General features: G+C 70.0%; 18 protein-coding genes and 1 pseudogene. 13 read left to right on the forward strand and 6 right to left on the reverse strand.

Annotated elements, in window-relative coordinates:
- Positions 1 to 3: 3 nt before the first annotated feature.
- The gene (locus K6U06_RS06635; RefSeq protein WP_262321122.1) at positions 4 to 1,746 is read left to right on the forward strand and encodes an SGNH/GDSL hydrolase family protein; all 1,743 of its coding nucleotides are present in this window, start codon (positions 4 to 6) and stop codon (positions 1,744 to 1,746) included.
- Between the two features lie 138 nt (positions 1,747 to 1,884).
- On the opposite strand, the gene K6U06_RS06640 is transcribed toward K6U06_RS06635, so the two are convergent.
- Positions 1,885 to 2,256, reverse strand: a complete 372-nt coding sequence (locus K6U06_RS06640; RefSeq protein ID WP_262321123.1) for a hypothetical protein — start codon at positions 2,254 to 2,256, stop codon at positions 1,885 to 1,887.
- Between the two features lie 120 nt (positions 2,257 to 2,376).
- Positions 2,377 to 3,258 carry a tyrosine-type recombinase/integrase gene (locus K6U06_RS06645; RefSeq protein WP_262321124.1) on the reverse strand — a complete coding sequence of 294 codons (882 nt, stop codon included), beginning with the start codon at positions 3,256 to 3,258 and terminating at the stop codon, positions 2,377 to 2,379.
- A 196-nt stretch (positions 3,259 to 3,454) separates the two neighbouring features.
- Here K6U06_RS06645 and gabT point away from each other — a divergent pair, with 196 nt between their 5' ends.
- The gene (gene gabT / locus K6U06_RS06650) at positions 3,455 to 4,810 is read left to right on the forward strand and encodes a 4-aminobutyrate--2-oxoglutarate transaminase (RefSeq protein WP_262321125.1); all 1,356 of its coding nucleotides are present in this window, start codon (positions 3,455 to 3,457) and stop codon (positions 4,808 to 4,810) included.
- 3 nt (positions 4,811 to 4,813) lie between these two features.
- On the opposite strand, the gene K6U06_RS06655 is transcribed toward gabT, so the two are convergent.
- The gene (locus K6U06_RS06655) at positions 4,814 to 5,710 is read right to left on the reverse strand and encodes an LLM class F420-dependent oxidoreductase (RefSeq protein ID WP_262321126.1); all 897 of its coding nucleotides are present in this window, start codon (positions 5,708 to 5,710) and stop codon (positions 4,814 to 4,816) included.
- Between the two features lie 63 nt (positions 5,711 to 5,773).
- Here K6U06_RS06655 and K6U06_RS06660 point away from each other — a divergent pair, with 63 nt between their 5' ends.
- Together K6U06_RS06660 and K6U06_RS06665 are read left to right on the forward strand one after the other, a co-directional pair.
- On the forward strand, positions 5,774 to 5,965 hold the full coding sequence (locus K6U06_RS06660) for a ferredoxin (RefSeq protein ID WP_262321127.1): 192 nt from the start codon (positions 5,774 to 5,776) through the stop codon (positions 5,963 to 5,965).
- 84 nt (positions 5,966 to 6,049) lie between these two features.
- Positions 6,050 to 6,952: a hypothetical protein gene (locus K6U06_RS06665; protein ID WP_262321128.1), complete on the forward strand. Its 903-nt coding sequence runs from the start codon at positions 6,050 to 6,052 to the stop codon at positions 6,950 to 6,952.
- A gap of 16 nt (positions 6,953 to 6,968) precedes the next feature.
- Here K6U06_RS06665 and K6U06_RS06670 read toward each other — a convergent pair whose 3' ends face one another.
- A complete protein-coding gene (locus K6U06_RS06670; protein ID WP_262321129.1) occupies positions 6,969 to 8,069 on the reverse strand; it encodes an ABC transporter substrate-binding protein in 1,101 nt (366 codons plus the stop codon).
- Between the two features lie 69 nt (positions 8,070 to 8,138).
- Positions 8,139 to 8,963, reverse strand: coding sequence for a hypothetical protein (locus K6U06_RS06675; protein WP_262321130.1), 825 nt, complete (start codon positions 8,961 to 8,963; stop codon positions 8,139 to 8,141).
- Between the two features lie 138 nt (positions 8,964 to 9,101).
- On the opposite strand from K6U06_RS06675, the gene K6U06_RS06680 reads away from it, so the two are divergent.
- From K6U06_RS06680 to K6U06_RS06725, 9 genes and pseudogenes are all read left to right on the forward strand, one after another.
- Entirely contained in the window at positions 9,102 to 9,287 is a 186-nt protein-coding gene (locus K6U06_RS06680) for a hypothetical protein (RefSeq protein ID WP_262321131.1), read from the forward strand.
- A 364-nt stretch (positions 9,288 to 9,651) separates the two neighbouring features.
- Positions 9,652 to 11,298: a putative bifunctional diguanylate cyclase/phosphodiesterase gene (locus K6U06_RS06685; RefSeq protein ID WP_262321132.1), complete on the forward strand. Its 1,647-nt coding sequence runs from the start codon at positions 9,652 to 9,654 to the stop codon at positions 11,296 to 11,298.
- A gap of 140 nt (positions 11,299 to 11,438) precedes the next feature.
- Complete coding sequence (ppsA, locus tag K6U06_RS06690; RefSeq protein ID WP_262321133.1) at positions 11,439 to 13,694, forward strand: phosphoenolpyruvate synthase; 2,256 nt, start codon at positions 11,439 to 11,441, stop codon at positions 13,692 to 13,694.
- Position 13,695: 1 nt separating this feature from the next.
- Positions 13,696 to 14,277, forward strand: a complete 582-nt coding sequence (locus K6U06_RS06695; protein WP_262321134.1) for a 2-oxoacid:acceptor oxidoreductase family protein — start codon at positions 13,696 to 13,698, stop codon at positions 14,275 to 14,277.
- Positions 14,270 to 15,465: pseudogene (gene porA, locus K6U06_RS06700) on the forward strand (pyruvate ferredoxin oxidoreductase). The gene K6U06_RS06695 and the pseudogene porA overlap by 8 nt, the downstream one beginning before the upstream one ends.
- Before the next feature lies 1 nt (position 15,466).
- Positions 15,467 to 16,477 (forward strand): thiamine pyrophosphate-dependent enzyme, encoded by a 1,011-nt coding sequence (locus K6U06_RS06710; protein ID WP_262321137.1) that lies wholly within the window; start codon positions 15,467 to 15,469, stop codon positions 16,475 to 16,477.
- A complete protein-coding gene (locus K6U06_RS06715; protein ID WP_262321138.1) occupies positions 16,474 to 18,099 on the forward strand; it encodes an NAD(P)-binding protein in 1,626 nt (541 codons plus the stop codon). Before K6U06_RS06710 ends, K6U06_RS06715 begins: the two co-directional genes overlap by 4 nt.
- A 212-nt stretch (positions 18,100 to 18,311) precedes the next feature.
- Positions 18,312 to 19,343, forward strand: a complete 1,032-nt coding sequence (locus K6U06_RS06720) for an aldo/keto reductase (RefSeq protein ID WP_262321139.1) — start codon at positions 18,312 to 18,314, stop codon at positions 19,341 to 19,343.
- A gap of 50 nt (positions 19,344 to 19,393) precedes the next feature.
- Positions 19,394 to 20,218: an NAD(P)-dependent oxidoreductase gene (locus K6U06_RS06725; protein WP_262321140.1), complete on the forward strand. Its 825-nt coding sequence runs from the start codon at positions 19,394 to 19,396 to the stop codon at positions 20,216 to 20,218.
- 447 nt (positions 20,219 to 20,665) lie between these two features.
- Here the strand turns inward: K6U06_RS06725 and K6U06_RS06730 are convergent, their stop codons facing one another.
- Positions 20,666 to 23,158 (reverse strand): CaiB/BaiF CoA transferase family protein, encoded by a 2,493-nt coding sequence (locus K6U06_RS06730; RefSeq protein WP_262321141.1) that lies wholly within the window; start codon positions 23,156 to 23,158, stop codon positions 20,666 to 20,668.
- Positions 23,159 to 23,356 lie beyond the last annotated feature (198 nt).

Here is a 23,356-nt window from a genome sequence, read left to right on the forward strand (position 1 = left end):
GTCGTGGCGACCTACACGGTCCTCGAAGCCGTCACCTGGTCGGGTGTCTGGAATGACCTGGCGATCACGTTGGAGTTCTCGGCCGGGGCGATCACCCCGAACGAGCAGCAGCAGTACGCGCTCGACTACTTCCTGGTCCCCAACGGCCAAGCCCAGAACCCGTACGGCGAGACCGGCCCGTGGGCCCGGTCGCCGGCCCCGCCGGCCGTCGCCCCGTCCGGGTCGACGCCGGTAGCCGACGGCGCAGGCGGCCTCACCTGGCAGGACCTGAATGGTGCTTATGGTCCCGCCGGTTCGCCGTCGGCTCTGGCCGCTCTCGCCACGCCGGGACAGACGCAACCGAACCTCGGTGCGCTCCGACCGGCGCAAGCAGCGCTCGCTGATCGAGCGTCGGCGCCAGCCAACATCCTCGCCATCGGTGACTCGATCACCGAGGGTGTGGGAGCGTCCGTCGTAGGCAACCGCTGGCTCAACCGGCTGATGACCTCCCTCCAATCCGGGCTGCCGTCGGGCGCTGTCGGCGGCTTCGGATACATCCCCGCCTACTACAACGACGTCGCCGAAGGCGCCGTCGAAGTGTGGACGTTCTCGGGCACCACCACCCCGACGCAGCAAGGCGACTACGGCCTCGGGATGCGAGCAATGCTCATCGACACCACCGACACTGGCACGGCCACCATCACCTGCTCATCCATTGGGCTTGTGTTCACACCAGCGATGGGCGCCGCCTGCACCGTCAGCGTGGTAGTCGACGGCGGTGCCCCCCAGACGTCGACCATCGCCGCTGGCACCATCTCCCAAGTGTTCACGCCGACCGTCGACGGCGACGGCCCCCACACGTTCACCGTCGGGCTCACCGCCGGCAACGCCGTTTTCGAGGGATGTTACGTCTACAACGGTGACGAATCGAAAGGCGTGCGAGTCTTCGACGGCGCCAAGTCCGGTATGCAGACCAGCGACTTCCTCGCCCAGGTGTCCACTGCTGGCCCGGCTTGGATCAACACTGCCGCCGACGTGGTGCTCATCGCGCTCGGGACCAACGATTGGCGCAGCGGGATGACGGCAGCGACCTTCCAAGCCAACCTCGACTCGCTGATCTCCGATGTGGCCGCCCAGATCAACAAGCCGGCCACCTATATCCTGGTCGCTTTCCCGCAGCCGGGCGCGCCCGGCCAGAACGGGCAGACCGCCACATGGGCGCAGTTCCTCGCCGCCTACTACGCCGCGGCGGCAGCACGCACCGACACGGTTGTCTGCGACCTCGGACAGCGCATGTATTCCTACTACGTCGAAGGATCGGACCCTCTCGGCTTGTGGTGGCCGACAGACGGGCTCTACGTCCACCCTTCCGACAAGGGGCACGCACTGGTCGGCGCGATCCTCTCCTCGTTCATCGCCGGAGAACTTCTCGGCGCCCGCGAAGGGATGCCGGTCGGAGGCGACGCGGCCTGGATCGCTCCGACGCTCGTAAACGCATGGGCGAACCTGGGAAACGGGTTCGGGCCTGTCGGCTACCGCAAAGACTCGAACGGTTTTGTCCATTTGAGAGGGGCGGTCAACTCGGGGACAGCAGGCGCGATCTTCACGCTGCCAGTCGGCTACCGCCCCGGATCGTCGCTCATCTGCCCTGTGGTCAGCAATGACCTGTTCGGCGAGGTGCGGATCGTCAGCGGCGTCGTGACAGCCCAGGTCTACAGCAGCACCTACGTGTCACTCGACGGGATCTCGTTTCTAGCCGAGGCGTAGACGTACTCCTAATGGCGGTTGGAGCCACTCGCTTGTCGCGCCGCATGGTGGCATGATGGGGGGCACGGCCATAGAGGTACCTGCACGGCATCGCCATCGGGCCCGGTGAGCATCCCCGGGCCCGAGCCGTCAGGCGGTCTAGTCGCCCTCGGCCGAGCACTCTCCGGACAGCTTCGTCAGCTGCAGGCCCAGCTGGGCCGGGCTCCCGCCGCCCGAGGTGACGTCGTTCACCTGCTTCGCTGCCGTGAGAGCGTCCTGGCCGATCTGCTGTTCGGTAGCCGTGGCGCTCCCACCAGCGTTGAGCGGCACGACCGCCGAGAGCATGTCGCCGTTGGCGTCGAGGATCGCCTGCGAGTTCGGGGAGCTGCTCGACCCCTGCGCCTGCAGCTTCGCCACGTCAGTGCACACCCGCTTCGTCGCGGCCGTCGGCGATGCCGAGGTCGACCCTCCGCACGCCGCGGCCACGACCAGGACCCCGGCCAGCGCCACGCCCATCATCCCCCGATTCATGAGCGGGAGCGTAGCCGTGCCAGGATGGGCGAGGAGCCCTCAGCGGGGCCGCCAGCTGCGGGTGATAGCGCACCCGTGCTGGCGGCCCCACTCAGGCCCCACCCGGTGATTCTGGCGTCATCACGCGGCGGACCGGTAGTCCCGGCCCTCCATCGCCTCGCGGAGCTGGCCGAGCGACGCACGCCGGAGGTAGATCTGCGTCGTGGTCAGGCTCCGATGGCCGAGCATCTCCTGCACGACTCGCAGGTCGTGGCAGGCGTCCAGGACATCCGACGCCGCCGTGTGGCGAAGGGCGTGAGCCGAGCGGCCGTCGTTCCGGCCGGACTTGATCCCGGCCTCCTCGATCCACTCGCCGACGATCCGCCCGATGTACTGGGCGGTCAACGCCCGCGACGCGACCTGCGTCGACCGGAGCAGCGGGCCGGCCGGCGCCGGGCACTCGAGCAGGTAGGCGTCGAGCGCTGCCGCCGTGGCGGCCGGCGCCGGCAGCATCCGCTCGTGGCCGCCTTTCCCGACGATCAGCAGGGTCCGGTCGCGCGGGTCGTAGTCCGACACCTGAAGCCGGGACACCTCGACACAGCGAAGCCCGGCATCGATCATGAGCCGGACGATCGCTACCGCCCGCCGGTCCGGGAGCACCTCCAGGAGGGACGCCACCTGGTCGCGGGTGAACGCCCGGGGAACGCTGCGCACCGCCGGGAGCTTCACGTGGGACGTCGGGTCGGTCGGGATGACACCGCGGTCTCGCAGCCACCGGCAGAAGCAGCGGACGGTGCTCAGGTTGAGCCGCCGGGTTCCCGGCGCATACCCAGCGATCGACGTCAACCACTCGTCGATGACCTCGCTGTCGAGAGCGCTAGCCGGGCGGTCGCCCAGGGCGACGGTCAGACGCACGAGTCGCCAACCGATCCGACGGCCGGTGTCAGCCGTGAACCGGCCGGCGGCCGCGCCGCGCTGGGTGTACTCGGCGATCAATAGGGGCAGCGACATGGATTCGTTCATACCGAGAAGAATCGGCAGCGGGGGCAGAAAGGCTAAGCCGCGACGTCGGAGTGCAGGGGCATGACGGCCGCGATCCGGGTGGCATTCCAACGAGACCCACCACCGGCCCGCCGACTGACGCGGGACGGGCGTACGCTCGGTCCTACGCCGTCGTCGGGCCGCCCGGGCGCGGCGACCTGTCCCCAGCGAGGTCCCGATGGTCACCACTCCAGACGCGCTCGTCGCCGAAGTCGCCCAGCAACGACGGCTGGTGACCCCGATCCCCGGCCCCCGCTCGCAGGAGCTGGCTGCCCGCCGCTCGGCGGCGGTCGCCCCCGGCGTGTCCTCCACGCTGCCGGTCTACGTGGAGCGCGGCGGGGGAGCCGTGCTCGTGGACGTCGACGGCAACTCGTTCATCGATCTCGGTTCGGGCATAGCGGTGACCAGCGTCGGCCACGCCCTGCCGGCGGTGGTCGACGCGATCGCCCGCCAGGCCGCCCGCTTCACCCACACCTGCTTCATGGTCGGGCCCTACGAGGGCTACGTGGAGGTATGCGAGCAGCTCAACACCCGCACCCCAGGGGACCACGCCAAGCTGTCCGCGCTGTTCAACTCCGGCGCCGAGGCGGTGGAGAACGCAGTGAAGGTCGCCCGCCACGCCACTGGCCGCCAGGCCGTAATCGTGTTCGACCACGCCTACCACGGTCGGACCAACCTGACGATGGCGCTCACCGCGAAGGCCGCCCCGTACAAGCAGGGATTCGGGCCGTTCGCCCCCGAGGTGTACCGGGTTCCGATGTCCTACCCGCTGCGGGATCCTGAGGGGATGACCGGCGCGCAGGCCGCCGAGCGGGCGCTGGCCACGGCCGACAAGCAGGTCGGCGCCGACACCATCGCCGCGGTGCTCGTCGAGCCGATCCAGGGCGAGGGGGGCTTCGTCGTGCCGGCTCCCGGCTTCCTCCCGGCCATCGCCGAGTGGTGCGCGGCGAGAGGCGTGGTGTTCATCGCCGACGAGGTGCAGACAGGCTTCTGCCGCACCGGTGACTGGTTCGCCTGCGACGACGAGGGCGTCGTGCCGGACCTGGTCACCACCGCGAAGGGAATCGGCGCCGGCATGCCCCTGGCCGGGGTCACCGGTAGGGCCGAGCTGATGGCCCACGTCCACAGCGGCGGCCTGGGCGGCACCTACGGCGGCAATCCCGTCGCCTGCGCCGCCGCGCTGGCCAGCATCGAGACGATGCAGTCGGGGGACCTGGCCGGGGCGGCTCGCCGCATCGGCGCCGCGGTGGCCGGGGTCCTCGGAGACCTGGCCGCCCGCCACCCCGGCGTCGCCGACGTGCGGGGCCGGGGGGCCATGCAGGCCATCGAGCTGGTGAAGCCCGGGACGCTCGAACCGGACCCGGCGGCGGCCGCGGCCATCGCCGCGGGCTGCCACCGCGAGGGCGTCGTCGTGTTGACCTGCGGCACGTGGGGCAACGTCATCCGACTGCTCCCGCCGCTGGTCATCGGCGACGAGCTGCTCGGCGAGGGCCTGTCGGTCCTCGCGGCCACGGCCGATGAGGTGCTGGCCTAGCCGCTACCTGGCGACTCCGAGCAGCGCCGGCGCCAGCTCCCGCCACTGGGCCACGGGCACACCGCGGGGCTCGGGGTCGAGGGCCTGGACACAAACGTGATCGGCACCGGCGTCGAGCTGCGCCCGGACCCGGGAGGTGACGGTGTCCATGTCCCCCCACGCCACGATGGCGTCGATGAGCCGGTCGCTGCCCCCGTTCTCGAAGTCGGCATCGTCGAACCCGTGGCGGCGTAAGTTGTTCGCGTAGTTCGGGAGGCGGACGTAGGTGGCGGTGTGCTTGCGGGCGATGTCTCGCGCGGTGGTCGGGTCGGACTCCAGCAGCACCGCCTGCTCCACGCAGAGGAGCGGTCCGCTGCCGAGGATGGCGCGAGCGGACACCGTGTGCTCGGGCGGCACGAAGTAGCTGTGCGCCCCCTGGGTCTTTTCGGCTGCCAGCTGGAGCATCTTCGGGCCCAACGCGGCCAGCACCCGACGCAGCGGCGTGGACGGCCGGAACGACGTGTAAGGCGACGCGTCCATCGCGTCGAGGTAGGCCGACATAGCAGCCAGCGGCTTGCTGTAATCGTGGCCACGGAGCCCTTCGACCAGGGTGTGGTGGCTGACGCCCAGCCCGAGCAGCACTCGGTCGGGGAACGCTTCGGTCAGGCCGCGGAGGCCGCCGGTCATGGTGATCGGGTCTCGGGCGTAGATGCTGGCGATGCCGCTGGCGCCGAGCATCCTCGTCGTGGCCGACAGCAACAGGCCGAGCTGAAGGATCACGTCGCGCCCGGCCACCTCCGGTATCCAGATGGCGCCGTAGCCGAGCGACTCCAGCTCGGCGGCCAACTCCTGGGACTGGCTGGCGGGAACCAGTTCAAGCTGTCCGGTCCATACACCGATGCGCGGCAGATCGAAGCTCATGGGCCCACCGTATGCGGGCCGCTAGGGTGAACCCAGCCCGAGCTCCAGGAGGGGATTGCCACAATGAAGGTTGTCGTCGACTTCGACCTGTGTGAGAGCAACGCGCTGTGCATGGAGGCCGCGCCCGAGGTGTTCGAGGTGCGCGACGACGACTTCCTTTACGTGCTCCAGGAAGAGCCGCCCGAGGAGCTGCGCTCGAAGGTCGAGGAAGCCGCGTCGCGCTGCCCCAAGGGCGCCATCAAGATCGAGGGCTGAGCCGCGGCGCCGGTCGGGCCGGTACCCGGGCGCGACGCCCGGAGCGAAGCCGAGAGGGTCACCGACGGTCGCTACGACCCGAGGGTGCTCGAACCGTCAGGGCCCGAGGCCCGCGACGACCCGTTCCTTGCCCCCGACCCGGTGGCCGCCGGGGTTCGAGGGGCCCGTCCGATCGTCTCGCCGCTCGGCACCGGCGACCTCACGTGGGACGCCTTCTGCGACGAGAACCCCGACCTGGTGCCGTGGTGCCGGGCCCGGTGGCTCGCGGCGCTGGCGCCGCTGCCCGCCCCGCCGGCCGGTCTGACCGAGTCGGTCCACGGCCTGCACCAGCTCGCCCAGCACGTGCTCGCGCCGTGGCGCTACCAGGCTCACCGCCGGATCGGGCTTCGCTGGACCCTGGGCGGGTTCGGGACGCCGTTCGTCCACGTTGACCGTCAATCCCGGGTGACCGACGGGTTGCTGGTGCGCCAGTCCGGCGACGTGGCAGAGGGGATGACGCCCAGCACCCTCGGTGAGGCCGCGGCGTGGCTCGGAGGTCCCCTCGGGGCCCCGCCGGAGTCGTTCACGCCGGCGAGTCCGGCCGACCCGGAGGAGCCGCTGACCGTGCGGCCGGACGCCGCAGCCTGGGTGGGGGAGTGGTTCGGGTTCGCGACGAGGGTCCTCGAGGAGGTCCGCGTCGGCGAGCCCGACTACGGACGCCGCCGGGTGCAGCTGTGGCCCGAGCACTTCGACGTGTCGGTGGAGCTGGGCGCCGGGCCCGCCGGGGGTACCTTCGGGGCGTCGCCGGGTGACGCCGACCACGACGGCCCGTACCTGTACGTAACAGAGTGGGAGAAAGGGCGCTTGGCGGCCAGCGAGTGGCGCGACCCGGCGTTCCCTGGGGTGTCGCTGCCCGTCGCCGATCTGCTCGCAGCGCGAGAACAGACGGACGCCGCGGTGGCATTCTTCGAGCACCACCGGATGCTGCTCGAGCGGGGCCCCGGGTAGCTTCCCCGCCGGCGGTTCAAGGCGCAGGCCAAACCACGGTAGACCCGGACTCCACCGCCGCCACATACTGCCCGGCGACCACCGTCTCGAGGTCCGGCGCCTTGGGGATCAGCTTGTCCGCCAGCAGCAGGTCGAGCTCCGGCTGGAACTGGGCGGTGGTCTCCGCCCCCACCCCTCGCCCAGCGAGCAGATGGCCGTCGACCAGCCCGCTCTCGACGTTCCAGCGGTTGCGTTCGGCGGTGGCGTCGAACCCGCTCTGCGACAATTTCGCCTCGTTGGCCAAGCAGCTCGCCACGTTGGTGTGGCACCACTGGTAGGCGTGGAAGGTCGCCCGCAGGAAATCCTCGATGGCCGTCGGGTGGGCCTTGGCGAAGGAGGGGGCGGCGATCAGCGAGTTGAACGTGCCGCTGATGCCGTAGGCGTCAGGGTCCCACTCCCTGACGTTGTAACCGTCCCTCCGCAGGGTCGGCACCTCGCTGGACTTGTATCCGGTGAGGGCCTGGACTTGGCCTCGGGGCAGGACCGTCGGGTCGTAGCCGACCCCGACCTCTTTGATCTTCTTCACGTCGACGCCCAGCTTCTGGAGCATCGCCGTGAGCTCCGGCGGCATCACGTTTTTGTAGCCGAGGGTCTTGCCTTCCAGCTGGTGCAGGTCAGTGACCGACGCCATCGTGATCAAGGTGATGGCAGGGACGTTGCCGTAGGTGGCTATCGCCTCGACGGGGATCCCGGCGGCCACAGCACTCAACACGTCGGACGCCCCGCCCACCTCGGCGACCGCGGTCTGCCCGGACGCTACCGTCTGCGCTGCGGTGCTCGGGTTGCCGTTGCCCGGATGAAGCTCCACGCTGAGGCAGAGGTCCTTGTACCAGCCGTTGGCCGCCGCGGCGGCCACGTCGACGGTGCCGACCGTCGCGCTCCACTCAAACCCGCTCAGGTAGTTGAGGGTCCCCGCCGCCTGGTTCTGGCTGCAACGGGCGTGGCCGATCAGCTTCGGGGCGGACACGGTGGTCGATACCGGCGCAGAGCCTGAGGAGCTGGTCCCGCAGCCGGCCACGGCCACGGCGACGGCCGTGGCGATGGCGAGAAGACCGGAGCGGGTCAGGGGGGACGGCATGGGGCACCGTACCCGGCCGGGGCCGGGCGGCAGCAGACGCCGGCTGGAACCTGCCGGCTGGAGCGGTGGCTAGAGGATGTTGACCGCTCGGGCGACGACGAGAGCCAGCGTCGCGAGCGCTATCGCCGACTGCCCGAGGAACATCATTTTCGTCCACACGGCCAGGGGCATCGTGTCGGTCGGGCTGAACGCGGTGGCGTTGGTGTAGGACACGTAGAGGTAGTCGAAGAACATCGGCCTCCAGTCCTCTGGCGCCAGGTGGTCCTGGGTCATCTGCGGGAAGAGCAGGTCCGGGTAGGGGCGCAGCGCCGCGGCCCGGGCGACTGGCCCGCCCCGATCCCACTCCCAGTACCAGAGCGCAAACACGATGATGTTGGTCAGGTAGATGCTGGTGCCCGACGCCAGCAGAGGTCCCGCGACCTTGCCCTCCGTGCCGTTGATGATCCCCCGGATCAGCTCGAATGACGACCACCCGTTGGCGAGGGACGTGAGGGCGATCAGTGCGATGCTGGCTCCCCGCAGCGCCCGGCTGCGCCGGTCGATGTGCCGGGGGTTGGCCGCGGTCAACCCGACCACCAGCGCGGCCTCCAAGCCGGGCAGCAGCCACTCGGGGCCAATGGTGAGCCGCTGGGGCAGCGCGACTTGAAGCAGGATGGCCACCACCAAGGCGGTGGCGACCGGCCAGCGTTCTTCTCCCGCCGCGGGGCGGCTCCACCCGGGAGCGAGCCGCCCTCCGGGGCGGGGTCGCATCGCTCGAGCATCGCCTTCGATGATCCGCTCCAGGCTCTCGAGGTGCTCCCGGAGGGCGGACACCGCGTGGGTTATCTCGTGCGGGGCGGGCACGGGAGGTGGCCGCTCCCGGTCGCCGCCTGTCGGGTCGGGCACGTCGGTCATGCCCTACATTGCCCGATCCGGTCCTCGTGCGGGCTCGGATCGCATCCTGGCCGCAACCCGAAAAGTCCGACGCGTGGTCAAGGAGGCCAGTCCGGCGGCCGACACCCGAAGGGGAATAGTCGAACAGGAGAGACCTCGATGTCGGCATCGGCGACAGCCAGCAGCCTCCTCGGGCCCCCGGCCACCGCTGGCCGGTCCCCGACCGGGTGCACGGCGGATGGCTGCGCTTCGGTCGCTCCGGTGGTGTTAGACGGCCACCGCTGGTGCACCGAGCACGGGATCATCGTGCTCAACCAGACACCGTCCCTGCTCGACGAGTTGTGACCGGTGCGGGGGGCGCGCATCGGACGAGGCAAGCGATCGTCGCCCGAGAGGTTGCGGGCCAAGGGGATTAACCTGGGGCAAGCGCCAGCTGACAGCAGCGACGGGCTGGGCCGGAGGGGGGTGCGCGTGGCTGAGGGCGACGATGCCGGCCGGATCGCCGGGCCAGGGTCTGACGCCGACGACGAGGCTCACGGCGTCGCTCTGGCCCAGGGGCGCATACTCCGCGGAATCGCGCAGGGATGGCACCTCTCCGAGACGTTGACGGAGATCTGCACGATGATCGAACGGCACGTTCCCGGCGGTCGCTGTTCGATCGTCCTCGTAGACCACAACGAAGGCACGCTGCACCACGCTGCACCACGCGGTGGCGCCGGGCCTGCCCGGCTTCTACGTGAACGCCATCGACGGGGCGCCGATCGGTCCTTCGGCCGGGAGTTGCGGCACGGCCATCTTCACCCGGGCCGCTACGTGGGCGGTCAACATCTGCAGCGACCATCGGTGGGACCCTTGGCGGGAGGTGGCCCTGGCCGCGGGACTGCGCGCCTGCTACTCGTGCCCGATCTTCGATGCCGGAGGCGTCGTGTTGGGCAGCTTTGCGCTGTACTGGGCGGAGGCTCACCAGCCCGGACCGGAGGACCGCCGGAGGGTGGAGATGGGCACCGCCCTGGCGGCCATCGCCATCGAGCGGGCGCAGACCGAAGCGGCGATGGCGCACGCCGCCAAGCACGACGGCCTGACCGGCCTGCCCAACCGGGCCTTCTTCCTCAGCCAGCTGCGGGAGGCGCTGTCGGGGCCCGGTGGCGGGCACGGCGTCGCGGTCTTGTTCATGGATCTCGACCGGTTCAAGGTGGTAAACGACTCGTTCGGGCACGCGGAGGGCGATCGTCTGCTGGTCGCGGTCGCCGATCGGTTGCGTGCCATCACACGGGACGGCGAGACGGTGGCCCGCTTCGGCGGCGACGAGTTCACGCTGCTGTGCCACGTCGGAGCCGATCCTGGCCACGCGCAGGTCGTCGCAGCCCGGGTCGCTGAGGCGTTGAGCCGCCCGTTCCCCGTCGGCCCTCGGCAGTTCCACGTGTCGGTGAGCATCGGCGTCGCGTTCGGAGACGAGGGACGGGCCCCGGAGGACATCGTCCGCAACGCGGACCTGGCGATGTACCGCAGCAAGCAGCGAGGCCGGAGCCGGATCGAGACCTTCGACTCCAGCCTGCTGCTCGGGAGCCGTCAGCGCTATGACGACGAGGCCGCCCTGCGCCGGTCCATCGACGCCGACGACGTCACGCTGCACTACCAGCTGATAGCGAACCTGGTGACGGGCCGCCCCACCGGCATGGAGGCCCTTCTCCGGTGGCGGCGCAGTTCCGGGGAGATGGTCGCTCCTCCGGTGATCGTGGCCATCGCCGAGGAGGTCGGCCTGATCGACCAGCTCGGGCTGCAGATCCTGGCCACCGCGCTCGACCAGCTCGTCGCCCTGCGGGCTGCCGGGCTGGTCGGACCGGCCTTCTCCGTGAGCGTCAACGTGGCGGCCGCGCAGCTGGCCGACAAGTCCCTGCCAGAAGCGGTCCTCGACGCCCTCCGGGTCCGCGGGTTGCATCCGGCTCACCTGCGCTTGGAGCTGACCGAGTCCCATCAGCTCGGCGAGGACCCGGAGACAGGAACGGCGCTGGCCCGGCTCAACGAGATGGGGATCCCAGTGGTGATCGACGACTTCGGAACCGGCTACTCATCGATCTCCCGTCTGCGGGAGCTCCCGGTCAAGGGCCTAAAAGTCGACCGGTCCTTCGTGGCGGCTGTCGGCACCGACCACGGTCGGGCCCGCCAGCTGCTGACCGGGATACTGGCCATCGGGCGGGCGTTGGAGCTCCCGGTCGTCGCCGAGGGCGTTGAGACCCCCGAGCAGCTCCAGCTGCTGCGCGACCTGGACTGCGGGGAGGCACAAGGGTTCTTTCTGGCCCGGCCCCAAGGCGGCGCCGATCTCAACCTCCTCCTCGCCACCCATCCCTCCTGGTGAGCACCGGAACCGCCGCGTAGGGCAAGAAGGCCCGTATCACCCGACTTCCGCGGGCCAATCGATGACCTTGGACCCTGGCAGCAGGGCCCCGCCCCCCAGGACCATCGGGGGGTGGGTTCTCACCCGGAAACGAGTGGACGATGACATCGATCGCATGGTTCAAGGAACTGCACCGGTCCGACACTGTCCTGGCGGGCGGGAAGGGTGCCAACCTGGGCGAGCTGCAGCAAGGCGGATTCCCCGTTCCGGATGGCTTCGTCATCACCGCCGAGGCCTACCTGCAAGCGATGGACGCCGCGGGCGTGCGCAACCGGCTGGCGGAACTGGTCGCGAGCGTCGACAGCGACGACCGCGATGCGGTCGCCTCCACATCCGCCGAGCTGCGGCGGATCGTCAAAGAGTCGCCGCTGCCGTCGTCTCTGGCTTCCGAAGTCCTGGACGCCTACCACCAGCTCGGTCCCGACGCGTTGGTCGCGGTCCGCTCGTCGGCGACGACGGAGGATATGGGCGGCGCGTCGTTCGCCGGGATGAACCAGACCTTCACGAATGTGCGGGGAGACGAAGCCCTGCTGGCCCGAGTCAGGGACTGCTGGGTGTCCACGTTCGGGGACCGGGTCATCACCTACCGCGGCGCGCAGGGGGTCGTCGCGGAGCCGGCGGTCGCGGTCGTTGTTCAAGAGATGCTTCATCCCGACGCGTCGGGCGTGATGTTCACCGCCGACCCGTCGACAGGCGACCGCACTCGGATCGTCATCGAGGCCGCGTTCGGTCAGGGCGAGGTCGTCGTCGGAGGTCAGGTCCAGCCCGACACCTACGTCGTGTCGAAGGCCGGACCGGCGCTGATCGAGGTGCACGTCGGGCGAAAGACCCACAAAATCATCCGGGGGGCGGACGGCGACGAGCGCGTCGAGCTGTCACCCGCGCAGGCCGCGGCGCGGGTGCTGACCGACGACGAGATCTTGGAGTTGGCCCGCCTGGGCGCCCGGGTGGAAGAGCACTACGGCGAGCCGCAGGACATCGAGTTCGCGATCGACGGCGCCCGGACCTGGCTCGTCCAGAGCCGGCCGATCACCACGCTGGTCGAGCCGGCCGCCGAGACCGGCGCAACCCTCGTGTCCGGGCTGGGGGCCGCGCCGGGAACGGCCGTCGGGCGGGTGCGGGTCCTCGCCGTCCCAGCCGACGGCGCCCAGCTGCAGGCAGGGGAGATCCTCGTCGCACCGATGACCAACCCCGACTGGGTTCCGACCATCCGCCGCGCCGCGGCGGTGGTGACCGACGGGGGCGGCATGACCTGCCACGCAGCCATCGTCGCCCGCGAGCTCGGCGTGCCGTGCGTGGTCGGTGCCCGCAACGCCACCACGGTGCTGCGCACCGGCGAGGTGGTGACCGTTGACGGCCGCCGGGGTCGGGTAGTCGAGGGTCCTCCGCCGGGCGCGGGCACCGTCGCAACCGGCGCGGTTGCCCCTTTGATGGCCGCCCCCGCCGGCGCCGACGTGACCGCCACCCGGCTCTACGTCAACTTGGCTGTAGCCGCCCACGCCGAGGAGGTGGCCGCTATGCCGGTGGACGGAGTCGGCTTGCTGCGGGCCGAGTTCATGGTCGCCGAAGCGCTCGAAGGCGTCCATCCGAGGAAGCTTCTGGCGGAGGGGCGACAGTCGGAGTTCGTGAGCCGCATGGCCGGATCCCTCGCTCGCATCACCCGGGCCTTCGATCCTCGCCCGGTGATCTACCGCACGATTGATTTCCGTACCAATGAGTTCCGCGGGCTCGAAGGGGGAGCCGCGTACGAAACGGAGGAAGCCAACCCGATGATCGGGTACCGGGGGTGCTTCCGCTACGTGCGGGAGCCCGATCTGTTCCGCCTTGAGCTCGACGTCTTGGCCCGGGTTCGGGAGGAGACCCCCAACCTCCATCTCATGATCCCCTTCGTGCGGACCCGATGGGAACTGGAGACCTGCATGGATCTCATCGACGCCAGCCCGCTCGGCCGCCAGCGCGGGCTCCAGCGGTGGGTGATGGCCGAGGTTCCCTCCGTCGCCTACCGGATCCCCGAGTACGCCGCGCTCGGCGTCGACGGCGTGTCGATCGGATCCAACGACTTGACCCAGCTCGTCCTCGGCGTCGACCGCGACTCGGAGGTATGCGCGGAGCTTTTCGACGAGTCTGACGCGGCCGTGCTCGACGCCATCGAGCGGATCATCTCCGCGTGCCGTGCCGCCGGGATCACCAGCTCCCTTTGCGGTCAGGCCCCCTCCAACCGACCGGACTTCGCCGAGAGGCTGGTCCGCTACGGCATCACGTCGGTCTCGGTGAACCCCGACGCGGTGGACCGGACCCGGGCGTCGATCGCCCGGGCCGAACGCCAACTGATCCTCGACGCGCTCCGGAGCCGCTGACATGTTCCAGGTACGGATCCACGGGCGGGGCGGACAGGGCGCGGTCACCGCGGCGGAGATCCTCTCGGTCGCCGCGTTCCTCGACGGCCACCACGCGCAGGCGTTCCCTAGCTTCGGCTCTGAACGAATGGGGGCGCCGGTCGTGGCGTTCTGCCGGATCGACCAGCGTCCGATCCGCAGCCATGACCCGGTCGTGGCCGCCGACGGGATCGTCGTCCAAGACGCCACCCTCCTCCACGAGGTCGACCTGTTCGCAGGCCTCCAACCGGACGGTTTCGTGCTCATCAACAGCGCCCGCAGCGCTGAAGACCTCGGCGTCGCGGACCTCGCGGTCGGCATGCCCCCTGGCCACCTCCTGACTCTGCCCGCCACGTCGCTGGCTTTGGAGCGCACCGGCCGGGCCGTCGCCAACACCGCGCTCCTCGGCGGCCTGGCCGCCCTGAGCGGGGTGGTGTCGCTGGCGTCGATCACCGAGGCGATCCGCCGCCGGTTCCCCGGCGAGGCCGGACGGGCCAACGCCGCCCTGGCCGGAGACGCGGCCGGTTACGTGGACACCCTGAAGGAGGAGCTGAGTCGTGCGTGAGCAGATCGAGGGTTCGCAGGCGATCGCCCGGGTGGTGGGCATGTGCCGGCCCCAGGTCGTGTGCGCCTACCCCATCACCCCTCAGACCCACATCGTCGAGAGCCTCGGCTTGCAGGTCAAGCGCGGCGACATCACCGGCTGCGAGTTCATCAACGTCGAGTCGGAGTTCGCTGCCCTGTCAGTGCTGATCGGTGCCTCCGCCGCCGGGAGCCGCACTTACACCGCCACTGCCAGCCAAGGTCTGCTGTACATGACCGAGGCGGTCTACAACGCAGCGGGGATGGGCTTGCCGATCGTCATGACGGTGGCCAACCGGGCGGTCGGCGCCCCGATCAACATCTGGAACGACCACAGCGACTCGATGGCCCTCCGCGACTCCGGCTGGGTTCAGTTGCACGCCGCCGACAACCAGGAGGCCGTCGACCTCCACATCCAGGCGTTCCGTCTCGCCGAGCAGCTGTCGGTGCCCGTGATGGTCTGCGTCGACGGCTTCGCCCTCACCCACGCCGTGGAGGAGATCGACATCCCGGGCCAGGACCAAGTGGACGCCTTCCTGCCGCCGTTCGTGGCCCGCCAACGCCTCGACCCCGCCGCCCCGCTAACCATCGGTTCGATGGTCGGTCCCGACGCGTTCACCGAGGTCCGCTACTTGGCCCACCAGCGCCTCCGGCGGGCCACCGACTTGGTGCCGGCGATCGCCGCAGAGTTCGCCGGCGTGTTCGGACGGTCCCGGCCCGGTCTGCTCGAGACCTACCGTGCCGAGGGCGCCGAGACGCTGGTGGTCGCCCAGGGCTCGGTGACCGGGACGCTCTTCGACGTCATCGACGATCTGCGCGATTCGGGGGTGCCGATCGGAGCCGTGGTGGTCACCGCCTACCGACCGTTCCCCGCGGTCCTCTCGCCGACGTGCTGCAGGGGGCCACTCGAGTGGTCGTCGTGGACCGGGCGGTGGCGACGGGGACCGGCGGGTTCTTGGCGGCCGACGTCCGCCCGGCTGTGCGACCGGGCGCCTCGTGCGCGTCGGTCATCGCCGGGCTCGGTGGCCGACCCGTGACCGGCGGGGCTCTGCGCCGCTGTTTGGACGACGCAGTCGCCGGACGGCTCGGTGACGAGACATTCCTCGACTTGAAGGAGGACTTGGTGGCCGATGAGCTCTCGGACACGCTGGCGATTGGACGGAGCCGCTGACATGCCGTCCACCCCGGTCCGCTTCTACCAGGTCGGCAGCTTCGCTGCCGGCAACCGGCTCCTCGACCCGTCCCTTCGGACCGTCCAGTCCGAGCAGGGCCGCACCAACTCGCTGACCTCCGGCCATCGGGCGTGCCAGGGCTGCGGCGAGGCGCTCGGGGCGCGCTACGTCCTCGACGCGGCGATGCGCGCCAGCGCCGGTCAGCTGGTGGTCGTCAACGCCACCGGCTGCCTGGAGGTCTTCTCCACGCCCTACCCGGAGAGTTCCTGGCAGGTGCCCTGGCTGCATTCCCTCTTCGCCAACGCTCCCGCCGCGGCGAGCGGAGTGGCCGCCGCCCTGCACGCGCAGGGTCGCGACAGCGTGCGGGTCCTGGCCCAAGGCGGCGACGGTGCGACGTTCGACATCGGCCTCGGCTGCCTGTCAGGCATGTTCGAGCGCAACGACGACGTCCTCTACGTCTGCTACGACAACGAGGCGTACATGAACACCGGCGTGCAGCGTTCCGCCGCCACACCGCCCGCGGCGCGCACCGCGACCACCGAGGCGGTCGGTCCGGAACCGGGCAACAGCTTCGGCAGGGGCAAGGACATGCCGCGGGTCGCCATGGCCCACGGCATCCCCTACGTCGCGACCGCGACCGTCGCCGACCTCCACGACATCGAGGAGAAGGTCACCGCGGCGATGGCCGTGCGCGGCGCTCGATACCTCCACGTGCTGGTCCCCTGCCCCCTCGGGTGGGGAGCGCCGCCCGACCAGACGGTGCGCCTGGCGCGCCAGGCCAAGGAGAGCGGTCTGTTCCCGGTGTTCACCGCCCGCGACGGCGAGGTGACGGAGGTGTCGCCGATCCGCCACCGCATCCCCGTCGACGGGTATCTCCGGGCGCAGCGCCGCTACCGCCACCTCTTCGAACCCGAGGAGCGCACCGAGGACATCGCCCGGATCCAGGCGATGGCCGACGCCAACATCGCCCGCTACGGGCTGCTCGACCCGCCACAAAGGGGCCCCCAGTGACCAAGCCGTTTGCCATCACCCTCGAGGTCGGTTCCAGCCTGCGCAACCGGACCGGTAACTGGCGCACCGAGCGGCCGGTGTATGTGGAGCGGCTCCCGCCCTGCAACGCCGGGTGCCCCTCCGGGGAGGACATCCAGGGCTGGCTGTACCGTGCCGAGGAGGGCGACTACGAAGCGGCGTGGCGCATCCTCGTCGAGGCCAACCCGCTGCCTGCGATCATGGGTCGGGTCTGCTTCCGGCCCTGCGAGACCGCCTGCAACCGCGGCCAGCTCGACGAGGCGGTGGGGATCAACGCGGTGGAACGCCACCTCGGGGACGAGGCGTTGCGTCGAGGATGGCGCCTGCCGGAGGCCGGGGCCGACACCGGGCGAAGAGTGCTGGTCGTCGGCGCCGGCCCCTGTGGCCTCTCCGCCGCCTACCAGCTGAGGCGCCTCGGCCACGCCGTCACCGTCGTCGACGCCGAGCCCCATCCCGGAGGGATGATGCGAACCGGGATCCCCGCCTACCGCCTGCCCCGCCAAGTGCTGGCGGCGGAAGTCGAACGCATCATGGAGCTCGGCGTCGACCTGCAGCTCGGCACCCGGGTGGGCGACGTGGACGCCGCGCTGCGAGACGGAGGGTACGACGCAGCGCTGGTGGCCGTCGGCGCCCAGCTCAGCCGGCGAGCGGAGATCCCCGCCGGCGACACCGCCCGGATCATCTCCGCCCTCAGCCTGCTGCGCAGCGTCGAGGAGGGCGGACCGTTGGAGGTCGGGCGCAAGGTGGCGGTGTACGGCGGTGGCGACACCGCGTTCGACGCGGCCCGCACCGCCCGCCGCCTCGGCGCCACCGACGCGGTCGTCGTCTACCGCCGCACGAGAGACCGGGCACCGGCCCACGACGTCGAGATGGAGGAGGCCGAGGCGGAGGGCGTCCAGATCAGATGGCTGTCCACCGTCCGGCGCGCCGACGGCGGACGGCTGGTGCTGGAACGGATGCGCCTCGACGACCGCGGTACGCCGCAACCCACCGGGGAGCTCGACGAGCTGGACGCGGACTGCCTGGTCCTGGCGGTCGGCCAGGACACCGACCTGTCGCTGCTCGACGCCGCCGACGGGGTCACCGTCAGCGGCGGGGGCGTAGACGTGGCCGCCGACTTGATGACCGGGCACCCCGGGATCTTCGCCGGCGGTGACGCCGTTGCCGGCGAACGTTCCGTCGCGACCGCCGTCGGCCACGGCGCACGCGCGGCGAGGCGGATCGACCGCTGGCTCGCCGGAGAGGTCTGGCAGCCGCCGGCGCCTCGTGAGCCCGCCACGTTCGACCGGATAAACGCCTGGTACTACTCCGACGCGCCGCACGCGGTCAGGCCCCTGCTCGACGCCGCCCGCCGGCGCAGCACCTTCGACGAGGTGGTCGGAGGCCTCGACGAGTCGACCGCCCTGTACGAAGCCCGTCGCTGCCTGTCGTGCGGCAACTGCCTCGAGTGCGACAACTGCTACGGGGTGTGCCCGGACAACGCCGTTGTGAAACTCGGGCCCGGCGAGCGCTACGCCATCAACTACGACTACTGCAAAGGGTGCGGGCTGTGCGTGGCCGAGTGCCCGTGCGGGGCGATGGCCATGATCCCGGAGACGACCTGAGCTGCGAGCTTGGTCGAGGTAGGCGTCACAAGAACAGCACCGTGGTGTTCCCGGCTGCCTCATGAACACCATCTTCGAGCTGCGGTCCCCACGGCCCGCGAGCGAGGCGCTCCCACGCAGGTCCCGGCCGCGGCAATCATGGGTCTCGCCCTCCCCCGTAGGCCAGCTAGTCTCAGCTTCGGCCCGCGAACTCGGTTCAAAGTGTGGAGCACATGCGATATGTAAAGCTCGGACGGACCGGTGTCGAGGTCAGCGCGCAGTGCCTCGGGACGATGATGTTCGGTCCCATGGGCAACCCGGATCCGGTCCAGTGCCAGGAGATGGTGCACACTGCGCTCGAGGCCGGGATCAACTTCGTCGATACCGCGGACGTGTACTCGCGCGGTCAGAGTGAAGAGATACTCGGTGCCGCCCTGAAGGGGCGCCGTGACGACGTCGTCGTGGCGACCAAGTGCTACAACGCGATGAGCAAGGAGCGGAACCACCGCGGCAGCTCGCGTCGATGGATCACCAAGGCCGTGGAGGACAGCCTGCGGCGCTTGCAGACCGATCACATCGACCTTTACCAGGTCCACCGGCTGGACTGGGGTACCGACCTCGACGAGACCCTCGGCGCTCTGAGCGACCTGGTCCGGGCCGGGAAGGTGCTCTACATCGGGTCCTCGTCGTATCCCGCTGAATGGATCGTGGAGGCCCAGGCCGTGGCGGCTGCCAATCACCACCAGCGCTACGTCACCGAGCAGCCGCAGTACTCGATCTTCGCCCGTTCTACCGAAGCCGCGGTACTGCCGACATGTCTACGTCACGGGATCGGCGTGCTGCCGTGGAGCCCGCTGGCCGGAGGCTGGCTGACCGGGAAGTACCGACGTGACGCCCCGGCACCCGAGGGCGCCAGGTTCTCCCCGGGCGGCCTGTTCAACCGGCGCCGGGGCGGCACCGTCGAACTGGCTGAAGATCCACGCCTGGGCCTGGTCGAGGCGCTGGTGGCGGTGGCCGACAAGGCCGGAATCACGATGACGCAGCTCAGCCTGGCGTTCGTCGCGGCCCATCCCGCCGTGACGTCCACCATCATCGGCCCGAAGACCCCCGAGCAGTTGCAGGACCTGCTCGGCGCGGCTGATGTCGTGCTCGACGACGCAACCCTCGACGCCATCGATGCCATCATCCCGCCGGGCATCGACGCCCCTGAGACCGAGCACTACGTCGAGAACCCGGGGTTGGCGGTGGAAGCCCGGCGGCGCTGACCGTGTCCGAGGTCGGGGATTCACCGCTGTATGGGACCCAACAGGCCCGTGTGACCGATCTCCGCGTGGGCTTCATCGGTGCCGGGCAGATGGGGATGCCGATGGTCGAACGCATTCACGGCGCCGGGCTAGACGTGTCTGTGTTCGCCCGTCGAGCGGAAGTGGTCGAGGCCCTCACCGCAGCCGGCATCCCGCATGCTGCCTCGATACCGGAGCTGGCAGCGTCGGTCGACGTCTTGTGCATATGCACGTTCAGCGACGCCCAACTCCGAGAGGTCGCTCTTGGCCCTCAGGGCGCCATCGCCAGCCTCTTGCCCGGAGCGGTTCTGGTCAACCACACAACAGGAAGTCCTGCGCTCGCCGAGGAGATGCAGGCGTCCATGCCGGCGGGCGTCGGGCTGGTGGACGCCCCAGTGAGCGGCTCATCCGACCAGATCCGGGCCGGGCAGCTGACGGTGCTCGCCGGCGCCGACCCGGGGTGCCTGGAGGCGGCCCGTCCGGTGATGGCGACCTACGCATCGACCATCCTTCACGCCGGAGGCGTCGGCGATGCCCAGCGCGTCAAGCTGGTCAACAACCTGGTGTTCACCGTGCACCTACGTATCGCAGCACTTGCAGCCGGAATCGGGCAGGGTCTTGGCATCGGACCGGAGGCCCTATCCCGGGCCCTCCGCCACTGCTCCGGCACCAGCCTGCCCATCTCGATGCTGGAGCTGCGACCCGTGGATGCGCTGGTCGCCGGAGCGAGGCCGTTCCTCAGGAAGGACGTGGGCACGGTGCGGGACGTAGCCGCCGAGCTCGGCGTCGACCTCGGCATGCTTGGTGAGCTGGCGTCGTGGGTCGACGGCCCGGACGGCGTCGACGACCTGGATTGACGAGTTAGCCGGCCGGCGGCGCGCCCTGCGGATCGTCCCCGTCAGAGGGCTATTCGCACAGACACGTCGTGGTACCGGCCCAGGGGGCAGCTGTGACGTCCCCCGACCGAGAGGTCGTTTGGGTGCCGTTGCGACTTCGGGGGAGGTTCCTCGCCACGGAGGTGCCGCGCTGTGGGTTCGCGACACCCCACGACCGTCACCTCTCGGCGAACCGGCTTCCCGGTCGCGGTGCTGCAGTGGTGACCTCGCGTTTCGAGCCGCTGGTGCAGGTCCTGGCGGAGGAAGGTGGTCGCCAAGGGCTCCATGCGAGCTTGGCGTCCGGCGAAGGTGATGCCACCGGGATCGCTGGATCCTCGGCGGGGGCGGGGTCGTGCGTCCGTCGCTCGCTGCGCCTCTTTGCGCCGGCTCACCGCCGGGGCCACTCGTATCGGGCGAACGTGCATGCCTTCAAACCCCGATGATGCGCCGGCTCCGCAGCTCGTCGATCTGATCCGGCCCGTAGCCGAGCTCGGTGAGCACGGTGGCAGTGTGCTGACCTGTGAGGCAGCCTCCGGCGGCCACACCCGGTGACTCCGACATCGTGACGAGCGGCGTGAGCCGGGGATGGTCGTCAAGCGTCGGATGCCAGGCGCTGGTGACCAGGCCGCAGAGCGCGCCGACACTTCCGTCGTCCATGAAGTTGGCCTCGACGGGCCCGGGTGCTACTGCAGAACAGGCGACGTCGACCGTACCCAGTGCGTCTTCCCAATCGGAGGCGCTCCGGGTGACCATGACCCTCGCGATGTCTTCGGCGAGTTCGGTGTCGTTGTCGCCGCGAGACCGCTCGGTGGCGAAGCGGCGGTCGGCACCCAGTCGCCCATCCGGCGTGAGAATCGGGGCCAGCGCATCCCATTCCCGCTCGGATGGCGCCGCCAGGAACACCCAGCCGTCTGAGGCCCGGTAGAGCCGGTAGAGGGCGCTGAGCCCGTGCAGCCCGGCATCGGCCGTGGGCGCGTCGGGGGCACCGTCGAACGAGACGGTCTCATCGCACAGGGCGTGGGTGACGGTGTCGAGCATCGTCGTAGTGAGTTCTGGGCACATGCCGGATCGCCGGCGTACCAACAGGCCTAGGACCAGTGCGGTGCCTACCGTGACCGAAGCCAGGCCGTCACAGTTGCCGACTCCCATCACAGCTTGGGCCAGAGGCATGGCCGAGCGCTTCACCTCGTCCAGCGTGAGCCCGTCCCCCTCGGGGATCGTGGTTCCGGCGTTGCGCCACGCGAGGCCGCCCGCAGCGCCGATGGTCGGCGCGTAGGCAGGCCGGTGGCCGTTAGGCCCCCCGGTGCCGTAGCCGGGAGCGTTCAGATAGACCAGATCGGGGTTGTGGCGCCGGAGAGCAAGCCCGTCGACTTCTAGGCGTTCGGCGACCCCTGCCCGGAAGGACTGCAGCACGATGTCGGCTCCGGCGGCCAGCTCGTACACGATCTTGCGGCCCTCGGATGTCGTGATGTCGACGGCCAAGCTTTCCTTGCCTTGCAGGGCTTTGACGCCTGCGATCTCAGGGAAGGGGAGCATGTTGCGCATCGGGTCGCCGTCGAGCTGCTCGACCTTGATCACGCGCGCTCCGAGCTCGGCTAGGAGCGTCGCTCCGAACGGTGCGGCGTAGTACGTGCCGAGTTCGAGGAGGGTGATTCCTTCGAGCGGCGGACGCCGGCCGGTGCGGTCGCTCCCGCTGGGCTCTCGCACTGGCCTGGTAGTCGCAGCTGGCAGCTCCCCGCTCCGGGCGGCATCCCGGAGCCGGTCGAGCACTCCGTCGCGGTCGGCATCGAGGCCGGGCGCCGAGGCGGCGAGAGGCGCCAGACCGGTCGCGATCTTGACGATGCGACCCGGCTGGCGGATGTCCCCGCGCGCGTGGTCATGGATGGTGACGGGCGTGCCGTTCCACTCCACCTGGGGATGGTCGAGCACCTCCGATCCGTGGCGGAACCGCTCTGCCCACACGTCGGGATGCTCATCGAAGACGGCGATCCACTCTGCGAGGGTCTTCGAGCGGACCGCCATCAAGAGACGTTCCCAGAACTCCACGCGGGTGTCGACATCGGCGAAGTCGGGAGCGCTCATCCATTTCGAGTCGGTGAACATCCAGTCGAGGTCGAAGGCCTGCATCATCGCCCGGAAGAGCCTCTCGGCGGTCTGGGAGAATTGCACCCAGTGCCCGTCCTTGGTGAGGGCGATGAGTAGTCGAAACGAGAGACCACTGGTCGGTACTCCGGCGACAGACACCGGGACCTGCACGAACGCACTGCCATAACGGGTACCGATCACCCGTGAGAACCAGTTGAACGTGTCGTGGACGGAGAGGCCCTGGACGAGCGTGGTCTCGACCCGCTGCCCGAGCCCGCTCTGCTCCCGCTCGTAGAGGGCGGCGAGTACTCCCTGGGTGAGGAGCTGGGCTGCGGGGAACGCACAGTACGGGGCCGAGGGGAAGGAGGGTCCCGGCCGCGACGACATCTCGCTCAGCGAGGACATCGCCCCCATCTTGGCCATGACGGTTCCCTCGTAGCCCTTGACGCGAGAGAGGGGGCCGGTGCGGCCGAACCCGGTGACGGACCCGTACACGAGGCGAGGGTTGACTGAGAAGAGCTCCGCGTAGCCCAGGCCGAGACGCTCCGCTGTTCCGGGACGAAAGGTCTCGATGACCACGTCCGCTTCTGACGCCAGGCCGATGGCAGAGGCGAGGTCACCGTGATCATGCAGGTCCAGAACGATGCTCTTCTTGCCGCGACCGAGGAACGGGTATGACGGCGCGCTGCGCATTCGGCTGCCCCCGGGTCGCTCCACCTGGATGACCTCGGCCCCGAAGTCAGCGAACAGCTGCGTCGCGTGTGCCCCGGTCGGCGCGTCGGAGAAGTCGACGACCGTCAGCCCAGCGAGCGGTAGAAGCCCCCCTGCACCGTTCATGCAGAAAAGGGTAATCGAGTTTCGACGAACCGGCTGCTAATCCACTGGCGGATTGATTGGGTGCGCCGGCCGGCGCTCTGGTGCAGCTCGGAGTGCCGACGTGCGGCCGGGGGTCGTGTCGTGCCACCGTACTCGACCAGGTAGTCAAGTAGCCCTAGCCTCCGAGGCGATCAGCTCGCTAGACTTGACGGTATTGTC

Origin of the sequence: Acidiferrimicrobium sp. IK (assembly GCF_025499425.1) — a bacterium.
In the GTDB taxonomy this organism is placed as follows: Bacteria; Actinomycetota; Acidimicrobiia; order Acidimicrobiales; family Palsa-688; genus Acidiferrimicrobium.

Excerpts from the sequence above, each read along its gene's own strand:
- K6U06_RS06640 (WP_262321123.1), bottom strand. The coding sequence starts at position 2,256 with ATGAATCGGGGGATGATGGGCGTGGCGCTGGCCGGGGTCCTGGTCGTG.
- K6U06_RS06645 (WP_262321124.1), bottom strand. The coding sequence starts at position 3,258 with ATGAACGAATCCATGTCGCTGCCCCTATTGATCGCCGAGTACACCCAG.
- gabT (WP_262321125.1), top strand. The coding sequence starts at position 3,455 with ATGGTCACCACTCCAGACGCGCTCGTCGCCGAAGTCGCCCAGCAACGA.
- K6U06_RS06655 (WP_262321126.1), bottom strand. The coding sequence starts at position 5,710 with ATGAGCTTCGATCTGCCGCGCATCGGTGTATGGACCGGACAGCTTGAA.
- K6U06_RS06660 (WP_262321127.1), top strand. The coding sequence starts at position 5,774 with ATGAAGGTTGTCGTCGACTTCGACCTGTGTGAGAGCAACGCGCTGTGC.
- K6U06_RS06670 (WP_262321129.1), bottom strand. The coding sequence starts at position 8,069 with ATGCCGTCCCCCCTGACCCGCTCCGGTCTTCTCGCCATCGCCACGGCC.
- K6U06_RS06675 (WP_262321130.1), bottom strand. The coding sequence starts at position 8,963 with ATGACCGACGTGCCCGACCCGACAGGCGGCGACCGGGAGCGGCCACCT.
- K6U06_RS06680 (WP_262321131.1), top strand. The coding sequence starts at position 9,102 with ATGTCGGCATCGGCGACAGCCAGCAGCCTCCTCGGGCCCCCGGCCACC.
- ppsA (WP_262321133.1), top strand. The coding sequence starts at position 11,439 with ATGACATCGATCGCATGGTTCAAGGAACTGCACCGGTCCGACACTGTC.
- K6U06_RS06695 (WP_262321134.1), top strand. The coding sequence starts at position 13,696 with ATGTTCCAGGTACGGATCCACGGGCGGGGCGGACAGGGCGCGGTCACC.
- K6U06_RS06710 (WP_262321137.1), top strand. The coding sequence starts at position 15,467 with ATGCCGTCCACCCCGGTCCGCTTCTACCAGGTCGGCAGCTTCGCTGCC.
- K6U06_RS06720 (WP_262321139.1), top strand. The coding sequence starts at position 18,312 with ATGCGATATGTAAAGCTCGGACGGACCGGTGTCGAGGTCAGCGCGCAG.
- K6U06_RS06730 (WP_262321141.1), bottom strand. The coding sequence starts at position 23,158 with ATGAACGGTGCAGGGGGGCTTCTACCGCTCGCTGGGCTGACGGTCGTC.